General features: G+C 53.3%; 16 protein-coding genes. 8 read left to right on the top strand and 8 right to left on the bottom strand.

Annotation, left to right across the window (positions count from 1 at the left end; genetic code table 11):
• Positions 1–37 precede the first annotated feature (37 nt).
• Entirely contained in the window at positions 38–1,540 is a 1,503-nt protein-coding gene (locus ACXAGA_RS14775) for a M10 family metallopeptidase C-terminal domain-containing protein (RefSeq protein ID WP_475118244.1), read from the top strand.
• Here the strand turns inward: ACXAGA_RS14775 and ACXAGA_RS14770 are convergent.
• Positions 1,535–2,644, bottom strand: a complete 1,110-nt coding sequence (locus ACXAGA_RS14770) for a polysaccharide biosynthesis/export family protein (protein WP_475118243.1) — start codon at positions 2,642–2,644, stop codon at positions 1,535–1,537. The two genes, ACXAGA_RS14775 and ACXAGA_RS14770, sit on opposite strands and share 6 nt — an antisense overlap.
• 167 nt (positions 2,645–2,811) lie before the next feature.
• On the opposite strand from ACXAGA_RS14770, the gene ACXAGA_RS14765 reads away from it, so the two are divergent.
• The 5 genes from ACXAGA_RS14765 (at position 2,812) to ACXAGA_RS14745 (ending at position 8,753) form a co-directional block, all read left to right on the top strand.
• A complete protein-coding gene (locus tag ACXAGA_RS14765; RefSeq protein WP_475118242.1) occupies positions 2,812–3,960 on the top strand; it encodes a UDP-galactopyranose/dTDP-fucopyranose mutase family protein in 1,149 nt (382 codons plus the stop codon).
• Positions 3,957–4,913 carry a glycosyltransferase gene (locus ACXAGA_RS14760; protein ID WP_475118241.1) on the top strand — a complete coding sequence of 319 codons (957 nt, stop codon included), beginning with the start codon at positions 3,957–3,959 and terminating at the stop codon, positions 4,911–4,913. The genes ACXAGA_RS14765 and ACXAGA_RS14760 overlap by 4 nt, the downstream gene beginning before the upstream one ends.
• A 10-nt stretch (positions 4,914–4,923) precedes the next feature.
• Entirely contained in the window at positions 4,924–6,060 is a 1,137-nt protein-coding gene (locus ACXAGA_RS14755) for a KpsE/RkpR family capsule polysaccharide export protein (protein ID WP_475118240.1), read from the top strand.
• Positions 6,057–6,722 carry an ABC transporter ATP-binding protein gene (locus ACXAGA_RS14750; RefSeq protein ID WP_475118239.1) on the top strand — a complete coding sequence of 222 codons (666 nt, stop codon included), beginning with the start codon at positions 6,057–6,059 and terminating at the stop codon, positions 6,720–6,722. The genes ACXAGA_RS14755 and ACXAGA_RS14750 overlap by 4 nt, the downstream gene beginning before the upstream one ends.
• 87 nt (positions 6,723–6,809) lie before the next feature.
• Positions 6,810–8,753 (top strand): polysaccharide biosynthesis protein, encoded by a 1,944-nt coding sequence (locus tag ACXAGA_RS14745; protein WP_475118238.1) that lies wholly within the window; start codon positions 6,810–6,812, stop codon positions 8,751–8,753.
• Here the strand turns inward: ACXAGA_RS14745 and ACXAGA_RS14740 are convergent.
• The 7 genes from ACXAGA_RS14740 to acs all read right to left on the bottom strand — a co-directional run bounded on the left by ACXAGA_RS14740 (position 8,733) and on the right by acs (position 17,644).
• A complete protein-coding gene (locus tag ACXAGA_RS14740; protein WP_475118237.1) occupies positions 8,733–10,757 on the bottom strand; it encodes a 3'-5' exonuclease in 2,025 nt (674 codons plus the stop codon). The genes ACXAGA_RS14745 and ACXAGA_RS14740 overlap by 21 nt on opposite strands.
• Positions 10,747–11,121 carry a response regulator transcription factor gene (locus ACXAGA_RS14735; protein WP_475118236.1) on the bottom strand — a complete coding sequence of 125 codons (375 nt, stop codon included), beginning with the start codon at positions 11,119–11,121 and terminating at the stop codon, positions 10,747–10,749. The genes ACXAGA_RS14740 and ACXAGA_RS14735 overlap by 11 nt, the downstream gene beginning before the upstream one ends.
• A complete protein-coding gene (locus ACXAGA_RS14730) occupies positions 11,121–11,600 on the bottom strand; it encodes a hypothetical protein (RefSeq protein WP_475118235.1) in 480 nt (159 codons plus the stop codon). Before ACXAGA_RS14730 ends, ACXAGA_RS14735 begins: the two co-directional genes overlap by 1 nt.
• A gap of 12 nt (positions 11,601–11,612) precedes the next feature.
• Entirely contained in the window at positions 11,613–13,427 is a 1,815-nt protein-coding gene (locus ACXAGA_RS14725; protein WP_475118234.1) for a DUF294 nucleotidyltransferase-like domain-containing protein, read from the bottom strand.
• Between the two features lie 92 nt (positions 13,428–13,519).
• A complete protein-coding gene (locus ACXAGA_RS14720) occupies positions 13,520–15,277 on the bottom strand; it encodes a sodium:solute symporter family protein (RefSeq protein ID WP_475118233.1) in 1,758 nt (585 codons plus the stop codon).
• Positions 15,278–15,288: 11 nt separating this feature from the next.
• Positions 15,289–15,546, bottom strand: a complete 258-nt coding sequence (locus ACXAGA_RS14715) for a DUF4212 domain-containing protein (protein WP_086452310.1) — start codon at positions 15,544–15,546, stop codon at positions 15,289–15,291.
• Positions 15,547–15,691: 145 nt separating this feature from the next.
• On the bottom strand, positions 15,692–17,644 hold the full coding sequence (acs, locus tag ACXAGA_RS14710) for an acetate--CoA ligase (RefSeq protein ID WP_475118232.1): 1,953 nt from the start codon (positions 17,642–17,644) through the stop codon (positions 15,692–15,694).
• Positions 17,645–17,934: 290 nt separating this feature from the next.
• Here acs and ACXAGA_RS14705 point away from each other — a divergent pair, with 290 nt between their 5' ends.
• Positions 17,935–18,609, top strand: a complete 675-nt coding sequence (locus tag ACXAGA_RS14705) for a GntR family transcriptional regulator (protein WP_475118231.1) — start codon at positions 17,935–17,937, stop codon at positions 18,607–18,609.
• Positions 18,610–18,800: 191 nt separating this feature from the next.
• Positions 18,801–19,049, top strand: a complete 249-nt coding sequence (locus ACXAGA_RS14700) for a hypothetical protein (RefSeq protein WP_475118230.1) — start codon at positions 18,801–18,803, stop codon at positions 19,047–19,049.
• Positions 19,050–19,106: the final 57 nt, after the last annotated feature.

The following is a 19,106-nucleotide window of genomic DNA, read 5'->3' as shown; positions in this document are numbered from 1 at the left end:
CACCCTGCCCCTATTCGAATGCCGAAGGGGGCACAAAATGGACCTTGTGTTTGCAGGGCAAATCGCATCAACAGCCTATACAGATTTGGTTTTGGTTGATGGGTATCTGATTGCAACAACCCGTTATGGCGGGCAGATCGACAGCTATGACGACACGCTAACGATCATCGACACCTACGCGCATCAAAACAGCGATGTGGCGGGGATTGAACCAAATCTTGTGTATCTTCAACTGTCCTCTGGCTCCGCAATTCTAACCGGCGGCGGCGTCAACGGAGATATCCAGATCGTATCGGTGACCGATGGCCAATTTGGTCAGGCAACAAACCTTGGGCAATTCGATTGGTCTGACGATCTATCGGTCGCCACGGCAACGGTTTTGCCGAACGGACAAATCGGCATCTACGGCGGGTTCTATACAGGCGAAGGCTTGGGGCGGCTTCGAATTACGACAGAGGCGGAACTGACCCTTGACCGCACCTATGCCGACCAAACCCGCACCTTTACCCAAAACATCACCGCCGCGACGACCGCCACCTATGATGGTGCGGACTATTTGCTAACCACAGCATTAGAAGGCAACGGCCTGTCCGTCTGGTATATCGGCTGGAACGGCTTCTTGAACGAAGTAGGGTCGTACAACGCCGATAACGGGTTGTGGATTAGCGCACCGACAGACGTTGAAACGATCAGCACCGCAACGGATACCTTTGTGTTGGTTGCTGGCGCGCAAAGCAGCTCGATCTCTGTTCTGCAAATGCAATCAGGGGGGACGCTACAATCCGTTGACCACGTCATAGATGGGTTAGGCACACGATTTGCCGGCATCACAGCTGTCGCCGTCGCGCAATCAGATGGGCGGATCTGGGTGGCCGCTGGCGGCGCGGATGATGGGATTACGCTGTTTACTTTGCTCCCCAATGGACAGTTGGAACCTATGGCCCAAATCGTCGACACCGTCGATCTATCCATCGCGGATATTGCGGATTTGGAAATAGAGGCGACTGGCGACATGGTCACAATCTATGCCGCCTCTGCGACCGAAGGCGGAATTGCCAAAATCACCTATCAGATCAGCGGCAGTCAAATCATCGGCACGGCGGCGGATGATGACCTAACGGGATCAACACAGGACGATATATTATTTGATGACGCAGGCATGGATGACCTGACAGGCGGATTAGGGGCCGATGTGTTTGTCTTTGCCGCCGATGGTCAGGCGGACACCATCACAGATTATGACCATGGCGTTGATCGAATTGATATCAGCGCATGGGGCATCATTCGGAACATCGACCAACTTACATTCGATATCACAGATAACGGCCTGTCCATCAGTTATGGAGACGAGGTTTTATACATCCAGTCTGACGAAACACTGACGCCCGACATGATCACAATCGAAGAAATGGTTCCGATTTCGCGCTATACAAACATGACCATAATCGATGCGAACAGCGCAGAACCAGAAATGGCCCCGCAATGCGGGACCATTTTGATCGCTGACACTCAGGTCAAAGATGATGATTGGGCGTTATAGGCTGTTCGATACGCCCAAAGTCGTGCCGATCAGGCCCAGAATGCTACGCGCTGCACCAACAGGGCTTTCGGTTGCATAGACCAAATCGCCATCCATCAGTTCAAAGTTGCGCGCCGCAAACAAACCGTCAGCCGAGGTGAGGTCAATTGTGAACACAACGCGTTCTTTGTTGGGGCCGCTGGCATCTGCACGCAGTGCCGACAACGGATATTCACGCAGCACCAAAATACCTTTGGGGTTGGCACGCGATGGATCGACACCACCAATGATGGACAACGCTTGCGCCGCTGACACGACGTCAGATGGGAAAACAAATTCAGACTGCGATCCCGCAGCACCAAGCGACAGGAATTTACGTTCATCTTCGGTCACGATGATACGATCGCCGCCGCGTACCTCTGCATCCAGTTCGGGATGATCAAACAACCGATCTAGCGAAATGCCGTAAATATCGTGTCCCCGCATCAACGTCATTTGCGGATTTTCTAGCGTCGGGGCCGCACCGCCAGCTTGGGCCAGAACGGACATCACGGTAACGTCTCGGCCTTCTAACGGATAAACGCCAGGGGACGACACGCCCGATACCAAATTGACGTGGTTTGCACGCCCCGGTTTGACCTGCACCTGAACTTGGGCTGATGGGATGGTTTCGGCATAGCGATCTTCGATCCGGTCACGCAGGGTATCAACGGACATGCCGGCAACGCGTAGATCGCCAATATATGGCAGATTGATTTCGCCGTTTGACGATACAATCACATCTTGCAACTGGGCCATGCGTCCACCCATGCCAGCCAGCAGCGAATTTTCTTCGGTATCCCAAACGGTCACGGACACAGCATCGCCTGCCGCGACGATCAACGACGATGGTTGACCTGCGTTGCGGATCCAGTTCAGCGCTTCGTCTCCGACTGATGGCCAATACGACAGCGCAGCGCGGGTTTCTTCGGTTACAGGGACGACCTGAAAATTCAACGCCTCTTGGTTTTCAGACCGAGACGCCGAGATTACTTCGGATTGGAAGCCAGCCCCACGCGGCGTTACGCACGCCGTCAGCCCCAAGCAAAGGCCAGCGGCCACGATCATGCGTAGTGGAAACCCCATTCTTACCCCGACGTCCATAATTAGAAATTAATCGTACATTACTATGACCACCCTAGAGGTCAATAATTTCTAGGGGCCGACCGACAAGGAAATACAAGATTTAGTAGCATCCCCGCCATAAACACGATACCCGTCATGGTGTACCCAAAGACCGCTGAATTCGCAAAATGACCCAAAACATTCTCATCGTTGGCGCTGGTTTTTCAGGCGCGGTCATCGCCCGCGAATTGGCGAATGCGGGTCATCAGGTCACAATTTGCGATGCCCGTAGCACCGTTGGTGGAAATTGCCACACCGAACGCGACGCGCAAACAGGCGTGATGGTCCATTGCTATGGCCCCCATATTTTCCACACCGCAGACCGCGAAATTTGGGAATACGTCAACCAATTCGCGACGATGAAACCGTATCGCCACAGCGTGCGGACAACAGTGCAATCTTCGGTCTATTCGCTGCCGATCAATTTGCAGACCATAAACCAGTTTTTTGGAAAAACCTTTAACAGCAGCGAAGCGCGCGCCCATATCGCCGATCAGCGCGAACCCATTTCGCGTCCCCAGAATTTCGAACAGGCGGCGCTAGCCTTGATCGGTCGCCGTTTGTATGACGCGTTTTTTCGTGGGTACACGATCAAACAATGGGGCTGTGATCCGACCGAAATCCCCGCACAAGTCTTTGCGCGGCTACCTGTTAGATTTAACTATGACGACGCGTATTTCGATCACCCGTTCTGCGGCATTCCAGCCGATGGTTATACCGCGCTAATTCAAAACATTCTGAACCACGCGCAGATCGATTTACGTCTAAACACGACCTTCAGCGCCGCGGACACATCAGCCTATGACCATTGTTTTTGGACTGGTACGATCGACAGCTACTTTGACTTTGTCCACGGTCGTTTAGGATATCGCACATTGGATTTTGAAATGGCGCGTAAATCGGGCGATTGGCAAGGCTGCGCTGTTATGAACTATGGCGATATGTCCGTCCCTCATACCCGCATAACCGAACACAAACACCTTTGCCCTTGGGAATCCCACGACGATACCATCATTTCGATTGAAACGTCCAAAGACTGCGGCCCCACTGACATTCCATATTACCCGACACGCAAACTGTCAGAGCGGGATCAACTGAAATCATATGTGAACATGGGCAACGCCGTGCCGCATGTCACCTTTGCGGGTCGATTGGGCACATATCGTTATCTGGACATGGACACCTGCATTCGCGCTGCGATCGACGTTGCCGCAGCCTATTGCGCTGCTGTCACTGCGGGCAGTCCCCTACCAACGTTTGCAACAGACCCGTTATGACAACGATCACAGCCGTCATCGTAACCCATAACCGCGCCGAAAAACTGCGCCAGTCGATCACCGCAGCAATGGGTGAAAGTTTCGACAGGATCGTGGTCGTCGACAACGCGTCAACCGATGATACCGCAGGCTATTTGGCGCAAATATCAGATAACCGATTGCTAGTTATCACCTTGCCGACGAACACCGGAGGCGCGGGCGGTTTTCATCACGGCGTGACTGCAGCAAAGGATGCAGATTGGTTAGTCTTGTTCGATGATGACGCCCGACCGACCACAGGGTCCATAGACCAATTTCGCGCAATGGTTGGCGAATTGGATGCGAACATCGGCGCAATTGCCACGCGTGTCGATTTACCGGACGGCTCGCCGTGCGAAATGAACAAACCGCTTATCAATCCGTTCTGGGGCATATCTTCGCGGGCTTGGACAGCGGTTCGGCATGGCCGCAAAGGATTCACGGTAAACCGCGCTCAAGACATTGATGCCGCAACATTTGTCGGTTTTTTTCTGAACGGTCAGGTCGCACGGTCGATGGGACCGCCTGACGCAGATTTATTTTTATATTCGGACGATATTTTGTACAGCCTGTCCATGCGCCGCATGGGTTGGCGCATCCGGTATGAACCCGTAATCAAATTTCACCACGATTGCGAAACCTTGCGCTTGGGCGGCGCATATCGGCCCCTTTGGAAAAACTATTACACCATCCGCAATGGCACCTTTGTTGCCAAAATGGCGGCAGGATATCTGGCCCCATTTGCGATGGCCTATCTACTAACCATTTGGACGCGCCGAGGCCTGTCTTTGATAGGTGACGAACGCCGCCAATATTTTCGGTTTTTTCGCATCGCGATCATGGACGGCATGCGCGGCAAACGCGGTCAGTCGGTTCGGGTTGCCGTAACCCCGCAAACCAGTAAGGTGAAACCTAATTGTAACGAATTGGGCTAACGATCGACATATGACGGACAGCCAAACAATCGCATCACCAGCCTATCTACGCCCGCGCCATCGCGGGCTGGCTTTGTTATTTTTGGTGATGGTTGCCCTGCCTGTTCTGGCCACAGCTGGGTATATGTTCGCTGTTGCCAAAGACCAATATGCCTCGACCCTGGGCTTTACCGTTCGGGTCGAAGACCAATCCATCTCAACCGACCTATTGGGCGGGCTTGGCCGCAGTTTGGGCGCAAGCACATCAACCGAAAGCGATGTTTTAGATGCCTTTATTCGCAGCCAAGATATCGTTGCCCGCATCGACGCGGACCTCAACCTTGCGGCAATGTATTCCCGCCATCGGTCCAGCGATCCGATGTTGGGCTATAATCCCGCAGGCACGATCGAGGATTTGACGCGATATTGGCAGCGCATGTCGATGGTCAATTATGATACCAATTCGGGGCTGATCGAAATTACCGCGCGCGCTTTTGATCCAATGGACGCGCAATCCATCGCCCAAGCGATCTATGATCATTCGACACAAATGGTAAATGCGCTGTCTGAACAAGCGCGCGATGACGCGACGCGCTATGCATTGGCCGATCTGGAACGCGCCGAAGATCGCCTGCGCAATATTCGCGAAGACATGACCGAGTTTCGCATCCGCAACCAAATCGTCGACCCCGAAGCAGATGTTCAAGGGCAAATGGGCCTTCTAACCACGCTACAGGCACAATTGGCCGAAACACTGATCGAATATGACCTGCTATTGGGTAATGTGACCGCATCCGATCCACGACTAGACCAACTGAACCGGCGCATTGACGTTATTGGCAAACGTATCGACGAAGAACGGGCCAAATTCGGCATGGGCGACAGCAGCGACGCGGCCTATGTCGCAACAATCGCTGAATATGAACGACTTGCGGCTGATCGTGAATTTGCCGAACTTGCATATACTGCGGCGCGTCAGGCCTATGATATCGCCGTCGCCGAGGCGCAGCGGCAATCGCTGTATTTAGCCGCCTATATCCAGCCGACCCTGGCAGAAAAATCGACCTACCCCAAAAAATGGACGACCGTTGGCGGCGTTTTGTTTTTCTGTCTTATGGGCTGGGCTGTGTTCACTTTGGTCTATTATTCCTTGCGGGATAGACCATGACTTTTGCGGTGCGCCTGTGCGACATCAGCCATGGGTTTCGCGGCCAAAGCGGCGTGACCCATGTCGCGCGGCAAATCAATTATGATTTTGAAAAAGGCAAATCCACCGCGCTCATTGGGCGAAATGGCGCGGGCAAAACGACCCTGCTGCGGATTATTTCCGGAGCCTTACGCCCGAATGCTGGAACCGTTTTGCGCAATGGGCGGGTCAGTTGGCCCGTTGGATTTGCAGGATCGTTCCACGGCGATTTGACCGCCGCTCAAAATTGCCGGTTCAGCGCCCGCGTTCATGGCGCAGACAGCGAAAGTCTAATCGAAACGGTTAGGACCACGGCAGGTTTGGGACGGCATTTCCATGAACCCGTGCGCGATTATTCATCCGGTATGCGATCCAGACTGGCTTTTGCCTTATCGATGGCGCTGCCATTCGATACGTATCTAGTGGACGAAGTCACATCCGTCGGCGACGCAAGTTTTCGGAAAACCAGCCATCAGATATTTACCGACCGGATCAAATCGGCCAGCGCAATTGTCGTCAGCCACAATCCCGACCAATTGCGCCAACTATGTGACCGGGCTGTCATTTTGGAAAACGGAACACTACGCCACTTTGACAACGTTAACGAAGCGATTACCTTTTCTCGTGATAACCTATTTGCATAACTGCCTGCTGTTACATACCTGATTGATGGACTCTTTTGTTCAAAAGTAGTAAGAGGTCGGGCCTTAGGACGATTATTAAGGTTTTGAATGTTGTTTGGTATCCTTACTCCTATTGCGGGCCTTAGCCGCCCAGCAAAACGCGTCATCCAAGTCTTGTTCGATACGCTATTGATCGCATCCTGTTTTGGGATCGCGATGGCCTTGCGGTTTGAACATTTTGCCTTTGATCCAAAAGCGTGGCTCGTCTTGGCCACCGTGTTGCCGGCGACCATTTACGTCTTTGCCCGCCAGGGTTTGTACCGCGCCGTCGTGCGGTTCTTTTCGCTTCAGGCTTTGCGCGCTGTTGCAATCGGCGTGGTGTTTTCTGCCGCCGTTATGCTGGTCACGGCCACGACATTCGGCCTGCCTGTTCCTATCTCGGTCCCAGTCATTTATTTCTCTTTGTTGTTTCTGGCTGTTGGCGGAACACGTTTTGCATTTCGGCAGGCCTACGGTCGCAATGCCAAAGACGATCGCGACCCAGTTGCGATTTACGGCGCAGGCGACTCGGGCCGGCAGTTGTTGAACGCGCTGAACCATTCGCCTGAATACCGCCCGATCCTGTTCATTGATGACGATACGTCGCTGCAGGGTCGTACTGTTTTTGGTCTGCCCGTTTTGTCCTACGATGAAGCCGCAGACCAATTCAAAAAATGCAATATCGAAGCTGTGCTTCTTGCTATGCCCAGCTCTACTCGCAAAGAGCGCCGCGTGATTATTGATAAACTCGCGACCCAAGCGGTAGAGGTGAAAACCCTGCCGGGTATGGCCGACCTGATTAACGGCAAAGCCCAATTTTCCGAACTGCGGAACATTTCCATCGAAGAATTGCTGGGACGCGACCCTGTTCCGCCTGTCCCGCAGCTGATGCAAAGCAACATTAGCGGCAAATCGGTCTTGGTGACCGGTGCTGGTGGATCGATTGGCAGTGAACTTTGCCGCCAAATCATCGACCAAAAGCCAAACAAACTGGTTCTATTGGATGTGTCGGAATTCGCACTTTATTCCATCCACGACGAACTGAACCAACATATCACAGATCAAAACCTGGATATTGAACTGGTACCCGTCATTAGTTCTGTCCAGAACGAAGGCCGCGTTGCCGCGACACTGAAAACGTTTGGCATCCAAACAATTTACCACGCCGCTGCGTACAAACACGTACCGCTGGTAGAAATGAACGTGGTCGAAGGCATCCGTAACAACGTCTTTGGAACGAAAACTCTGGCGGATGCAGCGATCGCTGCCAAAGTCGAAAATTTCATTTTGATTTCCACGGACAAAGCCGTCCGCCCAACGAACTTTATGGGCGCGTCGAAACGACTGGCGGAATTGGTTTGCCAAGGAATGGCAGCGTCCCAATCGACCACGCGTTTTTCTATGGTACGGTTTGGCAACGTACTGGGTTCTTCGGGCTCTGTTATCCCCCGCTTTACCAAACAGATCGAAGCAGGTGGGCCGATCACTGTTACGCACCGCGATATCAACCGTTTCTTTATGACAATCCCCGAAGCGGCCGCACTGGTTATCCAAGCTGGGTCGATGGCTAAAGGCGGCGATGTGTTTGTATTGGACATGGGGCAACCTGTAAAAATCGTCGATATGGCGGTGCAAATGGCGCGCCTACACGGGCTTGTCCCCTATTTCGAAGATGACGACACATCCGAAGGCGGCGATATCGCCATCCGCATCACGGGCCTACGTCCTGGCGAAAAACTATACGAAGAATTGCTGATCGGGGATAATCCGTCGGGCACTGCGCACCCTCGCATCATGACAGCACATGAAAAACAGCTGTCCAAACCTGAATTGGAGTTGCTGCTGGATCAGTTAATGCTGGCCTGTAAAAAGTTCGACGTCGAACGCCTGCGCGATCTTATTCAGTCGGCCCCAACTGGGTTCAATCCATCTAGCGACATTAGCGACCTCATTTGGTCGCCGAAAAAACCAGATGAAACAGCACCAACCAACCTAAAGGTGATCAGCGTTTAAATCTGCGATCAACCGTCGATGTTTGCGGGTCTGAGCGATCAATTGACCAAAAGTCATGATCCCTCTGGCCCGCGCCATCGCCAACATTTTCAAAAACGCTTCGGCCGTTGCAATCGTATCGCCCATCGCTGTGTGGCGTACGTCATCAGGGATATAAATCCCTAACCGGTCACAAACCGCATCCAAAGTATGTTCAGCGTCTTGGCCAAACACAACGGCGGATAGCAACACGGTATCGATCACTGGATTTGAAAACTCTTTACCGATGATCGTTTGCTTGCGGCGCAAGAACTCCAGATCAAATGGTGCGTTATGGGCGACCAGAATGGACCCACGTGCAAAGGAATGAAACTGTGCACCAACAGTTTTAATGCTGGGCGCCATGTCCACCATGTCATTCGTAATATGATGGATCGCGGTTGAGGCCGCAGGAATGACGCGACCGGGGTTTACCAAGGTGTCGAATTCTTCGGTCGGAATGACGCGGCCATTTACGACGCGCAACGCCGCGATCTGGCAAATTTCATCCCCACGTTCTGGATGCAGACCCGTTGTTTCCGTATCAAACACAACATAGGTCAAATCAGACAAATCCGTGTCTGTCAGAATGTCAGGCACCGATTTTTCAATCAGGCCAAAATCATAGGCCCCTTTGCGTTGGATCGACAAAACCTCGGATGGTTTTGCAACCGGCAACGGCAGTTTTATCACCGCGCGTCCAACACGGCCTGCCTCGGGCCAGATCTCTAGGTTTTGATCATGTAGAATTTGTTGACCCGTTAAATTATGCAACACGGGCTGGTTCAACCAGCGGGTCAGGTCATCGTAATGAACGGCCTCCCCCATCCAGCCGATTACAGCCATCGCACCCGTTTGATCTGGCACGATGATAAAGCTAAGCGCGCGGGCCGTGGTTTCCGATTGCAGCGCGTGAATAACATGGCCGATTAACGCAATGATATCGGTTGCCGCCACTCGCAGTGTTAGCTCTGCCCCATCAACGACCAAATCAGGGAACTGATCTTTTACCCCGTTCACGATATGTGTTGCCGAAACGGGTTCAGCTTTGTTTCCTAAATCTTCCCTCAGTCGATCGTAGTCGTCGGTCATGGCGGACAAACGATCCAACAGTTCACCAAGGTCTGTCGCCATGGCCTGATCCATTTCGGGATCATTTTGCAATTCTGGCAATTCAGAGCGAAGCGATAACGCCGTTCGCAATGACATAATGCGCGGCCCCAAATCGGTAAAAATAGACGCAAGCAGCGCACTGCTTTGGTTCATATGTGCAGTTTCGGGATCCAACGACAAAACGTAGCCGCCGCCATGTATCAAACGCATACGAACGGAAACTCTGCCCACACCATCTGCTGTCGAAACGTTTAACCGCATTCCCGCATCGCCACCGTCCGACCGCAGACGTTCGAAGGCACCGCAGATGGTATCCCGCGCTAGAAAATCAAAAATGCTGTGCCCTAAACCAGGGTTACATTCGGCGTGATCCAACATTGACGCAGCAACAGCGTTGTAAAACACAATCCTGTGCTGGGAACTGCACATAACGACGCCATAGGCCACATCGTCGGCCAATGCTGCCAGCCTTTCTTTTTCCTGAATGACCGCCTTGGTTTCTTTGGCCACATTGTCGGTGAAACTGCCGTGGTATTCGGTCATTTGGCTGGCCGCCAGATAGGCTGCAGGCCCCAGATCGCCCAGATATTTAATGGCATCCCGATCAATCGCGGCACTACCGCCATGTGCCCGCGCGGACAGCGTACCCGCCAATTTCTGCATAGGCTGCGCAAGGTTTTTATCAAACAACCACCAAACCCACGTGACCAAACCCGTCAGTCCGAAACCCGCGACAATACCAGCAAGCACCAAACCATCAGCACGATTTGCACCCAACCAAAGGCCGCCCACAAAAATGACAAAGCCAGCAATCGCGATGAATGCGAAAAATAAAAAGACCCTTAGCCTTAGATGCATGGAACTAAGCTTCATCAACTTCCTCCAACAAATGCGTCAGTCGATTTCGCAATGTTTCGGCGGTAAAGGGTTTGACCAACACACCCATCGCGCCCAAAGCGGTCGCCTTTCGTTTTTCAAATTCACCCCGTCGGGATGTCATCAAAAGGATCGGGATGTCGTTGCGGTTGGCAATCGACTGGCACAGCGCATACCCCGACATTCCCGGTAAATTTGCATCAATAACCAAGGCATCGGGCCTTTTGCGGGTCATCAATGTAAATGCGTCTTCGGCGCTGCGCGTATGGACAACGTTGCCGCCCAATTGGCGGATAAGAACACAGACCGCATGGGCGACGGTCTGTTCGTCCTCGACCAATATGATCTGTTTATCTTTCATCACAAACTACACACTTGGGCCAGAATAGGGTCTGTTTCGGATAACTCTACTGGATCTTCGTACCCGCCGTTGACCAATGCGCGCGCAATTGTGTTGTTTGCGCAATCCAACTGAATCGCGACCTCTTCGGGTGTTTGCCAACGCATGCGGCGGTGAATTGTTGTTTCGCGAAAATCGCCTTCGGTCTGGATCGGGCCGACAGCCAACAGGCCTTCGGTATAGGGCCAAATGTAAGTCCACGGTTTATAAAATGCCTGAACTTCGACCGTGTCGATTACTGTGCTGCCGACAGGCAATTTTGCACGAGAACTGTCATACCAGCTATATTCGATCGCGATGCTGGTCAGTAGCATCCCCGTACCCGCCGCAGCGGGGATTGTCCATTTTGGCAACCGTCCCTTCAACAATTTTTGCAGGCCGATAAAAATACCGGCCATCGCACCGCCCGCGACTATCACGGCCAAAAATTCCATTAACATCCCAAATTCCCCCTATCGCGCGGCCGATGATGACGACAGCGCGCTTTGCATTGTGCGCACGATGACAAAGGCATCGCGCAAGTGTGACCGTTCAAAAGCAGGCAAACTGGACGGAACCAGATAGTTATCCGGTTTCGAACCCGATCTGACCTGAGCCGCCTGATGTTCCAATCGAACCGTCGCGATGGTGTCATACGCAGCCAACAGATCCGCGCCGCCCGTATCGGATATCGTGCCGGCCTCGATTGCGGCATCGATCCGCGCGCGCGTGTTCACTGCATCAATCTGACCGCGCAGTGCATAAACACGCCCCAGATCAACGATTGGTACGACGCCATTGTGTTTCATATCCAAACTATTGCGGTATTCCCCGGATTTGATGGTGGCAAACCCCCGAAACAGCGACAAAGGCGGCGTGTGTTTCAGCGAATTACCAATCATATGCGCGACGAAAATGGAATTTTTCGCCGCCATTTCGGCAACACCATCACGCATCGATGCAAACAGCCGTTCATCACCTGCAATTGGCCGCAGATCGAACATGACCGACGCCAGCATCTGCGCCGTATCGTCAGGCGCATTGATCCATTTCGCAAAATAGCTTTGCCAGACGGATACGCGTTGCCGCCACCGATCCGCAGTGGCCATCATGTCGCCAGGGCAATACACATAACCGCAGTCGTTCAGACCATCGCATACAAAATGCGCAAGCTGTTCAAAATATCGCATGTCATCGTCAGTCGCGCTGTCGTGGATAATCAAACAGTTATCTTGATCCGAAACGCCTGTTTGTTCCCGCCGTCCTTGGCTACCGCACGCAGCCCAACAAAACGCGACAGGTGCGGGCCCAAATATATGTTCGGCCATTTTGATCAGGCGCTGGGTGACGATATCGGCAACATCGGTCACTTTGCGCGTCACGACATCATGGGCCAAATGATTGCCCACCAACTGCATCAAAAATTCTGGCAAACGCGCTGTGACCGCAGACATTTCCTGAACGGATGTCGCACGCCCAAGATCCGCAATCATTTGCGCCTGCGACGTTGCCATGAACCGCGTCAGGTCGGTTTGCGTGATCATCCCTTTGAAATGACCGTTTTCGACCACTGGCAGATGACCAACCTTGTGATCGATCATTTTATGCATGACGTCGGACCCCAACGCCGATGGCGCAAGGGAAATTGGGTTTTTCGTCATGACCTCGGAAATTGGTTTATTGGGGTCTAATCCATCTGCGACGACTTTGCCGTTCATGTCGCGGACGGTCACCAGCCCAACCAGCAAACCCCGATCCACGATGCCCAAAGACGAAATGCGTTCGTCGCGCATGATGCGCGCAGCGTCACGGATGGTCGTGTCTGGGCTGCAGGTCACAGGTTCATGACCCAGCATTTCGGACACTTGTAGCGTCATCAACCCGTCTTGGCTTAACCCTCTGGTGCCACCGCGGGAAAAATAGCGATTAAACGTTGGGAAATCTTGTACGGCCTTTAGGAATGGACCGGCAGGGAACAGGTACAAAACGACGTCTGTGGCCGCTTTGGCCGTCGTTGCTGCCAAACCGTCGCGCAACAAACCACGTTCACCAAAATGGTTCCGCGATCCCAAAATCGAAACCAATGCGCCTGATTTATCGGTGACTTCGACTGTGCCGCTTTGGATCAGCCAAACCCCATCCAATTTTTGGCCAAACTGATAGACATCGATTCCGGCTGGAATATCGCATCGAACCAACGTTTGCTGAACCCCTGCCCGTGCGGCGGAATCCAGTCCGTCATAGGGATGGGTTGTGGCCAGAAATTTTTGAATGTCGTTGTTATCCAATGGTCGGTCCCCGATGTGAAAAGGGCGCGAGCCAAAACCCGCGCCCTTAAATTACATCTCACATTGGCGGTGAGAAATGACCGAGGTCAAGATCAGTGATCAACCGCAGCGCCTGCACCACGTGGGATGCGGATGCTTTCGACCAGATCTTGGATCTCTGCTGGTGGTTCGTCCGTTGCGTTCGATACAACGAATGCAACGATGAAGTTGATCAAAGCACCAACCGCGCCGAACGAAGTCGATTTGATCGACAGCAGCAGTGGGTCAGCATCAGTGAACGAGTTCGTTCCGCCGATGAAGAACCAGCCTTTGTGCAAGAAGATGTAGACCAAAGTCACACCCAGACCTGCCAGCATACCAGCCACAGCGCCCTTGTTATTGATACGCTTCGAGAAGATGCCCATCATCAGTGCAGGGAAGATCGACGAAGCTGCCAGACCGAATGCCAAAGCAACGGTTTGCGCTGCGAAACCAGGAGGGTTAGCACCCAGATAGGTTGCGACAACGATTGCAACAGCCATCGCGATACGTGCAGCCAACAGTTCGCCTTTTTCGCTGATCGACGGATTGATCTGCGATTTGATCAAGTCGTGCGAAACAGCCGAAGCGATTGCCATCAGCAGACCCGCAGCAGTCGAAAGCGCAGCAGCCAGACCACCAGCAGCGACCAGAGCGATAACCCAACCAGGCAGGTTAGCGATTTCTGGGTTCGCCAGAACCATGATGTCACGGTTCACGGTCAGTTCGTTCGTATCACCAGCGCGATATTCGATGGTGCCGTCGCCGTTTTTGTCCTCAAAGCCCAGCAGACCAGTTTGTTCCCAGTTACGGACCCAAGCCAGTTCATCCGACGTTTCGATTTCTTCAACGGAAACAGCAGTTTCATTGATGCCGTTTGGCCAGAAGGTATCGATCAGGTTCAGACGCGCCATCGCACCAACAGCCGGAGCGGTCAGGTACAGCAGAGCAATGAACACCAGCGCCCAACCTGCCGACGAACGTGCGTCTTTCACGGTAGGAACCGTAAAGAAACGTACGATAACGTGTGGCAGACCTGCGGTACCGATCATCAGCGATACGGTGAACAGGAACATGTTCAGGGTGGTGTCGGACTGTTCCAGATAGGACGCAAAGCCCAGATCGGTCACCAGACCTTCTAGTGTTTGCAGCAGTGGCGCACCAGCAGGAACACCCGCAATATCAGTCGCAGTCGACGAGAACAGACCCAATGCTGGGATCGGGTTACCAGTCAGTTGTAGTGCGATAAAGATTGCAGGAATGGTGTATGCAATGATCAGAACGACGTACTGTGCAACCTGCGTGTAGGTGATGCCTTTCATGCCGCCGATAACAGCGTAGAAGAAAACGATCGCCGCACCGATCAACAGACCGGTCAGGTTATCAACTTCCAAGAAACGCGAGAACGCAACGCCAACGCCGGTCATCTGACCGATAACGTAGGTGATCGACGCAACGATCAGACAGATAACTGCCACGGTACGCGCGGTTTGGCTGTAGAAACGGTCGCCTACGAATTCAGGCACGGTGAATTTGCCGAATTTGCGCAGATATGGCGCCAAAAGCATCGCCAGCAGAACGTAACCGCCGGTCCAGCCCATCAAATAAGCCGAAGTGTTATAGCCGCCGAATGCGATGATACCGGCCATCGAAATGAACGATGCAGCCGACATCCAGTCAGCGCCGGTAGCCATGCCGTTGACGACAGGGTGAACGCCGCGACCCGCAGCGTAGAATTCAGATGTGGAACCCGCGCGGGCCCAGATCGCGATGCCGATGTAAAGCGCAAACGTCGCGCCCACAACCAGCAGGTTGAGCGTAAATTGATCCATTTCCGGTCCCCTTATTCGTCTACGCCATGCTCTTTATCGAGCTTGTTCATCTTTGCCGCGTAGGCAAAAATCAGAACCAAGAAGACAAGGATCGAACCTTGCTGTGCGAACCAGAAACCTAGGTCCGTACCACCGACATTAATGCTCGCCAGCAATGGGCGTAGCAGAATGCCAAAGCCGAACGAACAAATGAACCAGATCACGAGGCTGATGCCGATGATCCGTTTGTTCGCGGCCCAGTAAGCGTTGTTATCGCTTTGATTAGCCATAAGACTTCCTCCATTTTACCCCTCCTTCGGCTCCTCAACCGAAGGAAATGTTAGACAGCCCCAAAACAGCGGTCTGTCCCCCTTCCCCACTTTGGGGACTGGCCGCGTTGCCCGCGACCAGCAAATTTTTATGACCTCAGGCGACTTATGCCTGGTTATGCACCGAGTTCTTGATCAGGTCATCAACCACGGAAGGATCAGCCAAGGTCGACGTATCGCCCAAGCTGCCGGTGTCATTTTCTGCAATCTTGCGCAGAATACGGCGCATAATCTTGCCCGAACGTGTCTTTGGCAGGCCAGGGGCCCACTGGATCACGTCTGGTTTGGCGATCGGACCGATTTCGGTACGAACCCATTTTTCCAGTTCTTTTTTCAGATCGTCCGAAGGTTCCTGACCGTTCATCAAAGTCACGTAGCAATAGATGCCCTGACCTTTGATGTCGTGCGGATAGCCAACAACGGCAGCTTCGGCGACGGTGGCGTGTGCGACCAATGCGCTTTCCACCTCGGCGGTGCCCATACGGTGACCCGATACGTTGATCACATCGTCTACGCGGCCAGTGATCCAGTAATATCCATCGGCGTCACGGCGGCAGCCGTCACCGGTGAAATAGTACCCTTTGAAATCGCTGAAATAGGTCTGCATGAAACGTTCATGGTCGCCATAAACGGTACGCATCTGACCAGGCCAGCTGTCTTTGATACACAGCACGCCTTCGGCCGCGGTTTCGTCGATTTCTTTGCCGGTGACGCTGTCCAGCAGAACGGGTTGCACGCCAAAGAATGGTTTCGTTGCCGAACCCGGTTTGGTTGGTGTCGCACCCGGCAGCGGTGTCAGCATGTGACCACCGGTTTCAGTCTGCCACCACGTATCAACGATTGGGCATTTCCCTTTGCCGACCACGTCGTTGTACCAGTTCCAAGCCTCTGGGTTGATTGGTTCACCCACGGTGCCCAGAATACGGACGGACGACAGGTCGTATTTTTCAACGTATTCGTTGCCCTGCCCCATCAACGAACGGATCGCGGTTGGCGCAGTGTAGAACTGGTTCACTTTGTGTTTTTCACACACGGCCCAGAAACGGCCTGCGTCTGGGTAGGTTGGAACGCCTTCGAACATCAGCGTGGTGCCGCCATTGGCCAGCGGACCGTAGACGATGTAACTGTGACCGGTGACCCAACCCACGTCAGCGGTACACCAGTAAACGTCACCTTCGTGGTAATCGAATGTGTACTGGTGGGTCATCGCAGCATACAGCAGATAGCCGCCGGTCGAATGCACAACGCCCTTTGGTTTGCCGGTCGAACCCGAAGTGTACAGGATGAACAGCGGATCTTCGGCGTTCATCGGACGTGGTGGGCACTCTGGCGAAGCGTGCTCCATCAAGTATTTCACGTCCACATCGCGGCCATCGATCCAAGTGGTCTGATCGCCGGTGTGTTTCACAACCAGACAGCGCACTTTGTCCGAACAATGCAGCAGCGCCGCATCACAGTTCGATTTCAGCGCAGTGCGGCGGCCGCCACGTGGCGCGGTGTCGGACGTGATAACAACCTTCGCACCCGAGTCGTTAATACGGTTCGCCAGCGCGTCAGGCGAAAAGCCTGCGAAAACGATCGAATGGATCGCGCCGATACGCGCACAAGCCAGCATCGCATAGGCGGCTTCTGGGATCATCGGCAGATAAATAACAACGCGGTCACCGCGCATGACGCCCTGCGACAGCAGAACGTTCGCCATGCGGTTCACTTTTTCGGACAGCTGATTGTACGTGATGTACTGGGCTTCGTCCTCTGGGCTGTCGGGTTCAAAAATGATCGCGGTCTGTTCGCCGCGGGTCGCCAGATGGCGGTCGATGCAGTTTTCAGCAACGTTGATTACGCCGTCTTCGAACCATTTAATGTCGACAGCACCATGTTCAAAGCTGGTATTCTTAACTTTGGTGTATGGCTTGATCCAATCCAGGCGTTTGCCTGCATCGCCCCAAAACGCTTCAGGGTCGTTTACAGATGCAGCATACATTTCTTCGTATTTAGCGGCATCGATATGAGCGCGGTCGATAATCTCTTGCGACGGCGGGTACAGCTTATCAGTCATGACGTCCTCCCAAACTCTCTTTTCTGAACAAGGCCGACTCCCATTAGCCCTGTACGTTAACAAAAGATATACAACAAAGGTCTGTCAAAGGTCGCCTAACTGACGGCGCTAACAACGTTTTTTTGTAAATTCCTTTACTTTCAAAATTGAAAATCTGTAAACGGCTTTTCAATTTGAAAAAATTTCTTTGGATTTTCCGATACTTGGCAAATTCGATCCTATCCCTTTGACTTAACCGCGCGGTCAGTCGATATACTGCGGTGCAATGAACGAACGGGATAATTTCCACCGTGGCATACGAACGCAACCTAGACGGGTACAAAACCGCCATCGAAGGCGTCTATGCCGATTTGCGCGACTCTTTGCTGTGTGGAGAGATCGCACCGGCGTCCCGCCTCCGAGTCGAAGAACTGCGCACGCGGTATAACGTAGGCGCCTCGACGGTCCGTGAGGCGCTGTCCCGCCTTATGGCGGAAAACCTTGTTACATCCGAAGGACAACGCGGTTTTCGGGCCGCCGATGTATCCCTGACAGATTTTCGCGAATTGGTCGACACCCGCTGCATGATCGAAGAACAAGCCCTGCGTCAGTCAATCGCTAAAGGCGACGATCAATGGGAGGCTGATCTGGTCGCAGCCCACCATCGTCTTGCTCGGATCGAAGCCGCCGTTCCCGCAGAGCGGGCAAAGCATTGGGAACAAGCGAACCGCGATTTCCACGATGCAACCGTATCAGCCCACGGGAACCGTTGGCTGGGTGCGATGCGCGACCTGCATCACACTCATTGGATCCGCTATATGACAATTGCCGCGCCGTGGCGCCGCATGCCGATTGATAGCCGAACCGATCATCAAGCCATTTTTGATGCCTTGATGGACCGGAACAGCGAATTGGCCGCCGCGCTGATCAACCGTCATTTCCGCAAACACGCCAGCGCAGTCGAAGCAGGCCTAACGCGCAAATAATCTGTCCGACAGGATAGTCCTTACAGCCTTCTGCACATCTGGCAACACTGCCAACCTTTGGTCATTTTGGTCGTGGGTAGTGTCGGCACTCGTGCGCTGTAAACTTTTTCAAAATCTCTGCCCTCTAAACCTAAAACGCGCGGCCACAGGTCGTAAATGACGCAAGGTAAGCTGGAGCATAGAGGCCCGTTATGACTGTTGGTAAATTTTCATTCGATATCGACCCTTCGACCGAAGACGACGTTTGTCTGAAAATCATCGCGGCCTGCGGCGGGACGATCTCGTCCCAGGAACTGGCTCATATGCTGCGCAATTCCGGCTGGACCGTCGACCGCGCGCATCGCAAGCTGAAAATCCTAGCCCTGCGCGGTGCGCTAAACCGCGTCGAAGACATCGACGCCGGCAAGAACACTTACGCTATCGCGCACGCATACGCCTGAAAATAAACGGGCCACGAAAAAATCGTGACCCGTTTGAGGGGGATGCTACGGACCAAA

The organism is Marivivens sp. ABH4_498, assembly GCF_056160585.1.
Note: the sequence above shows the minus strand (reverse complement) of the source record. Positions and strands in the feature narration are given on the sequence as shown.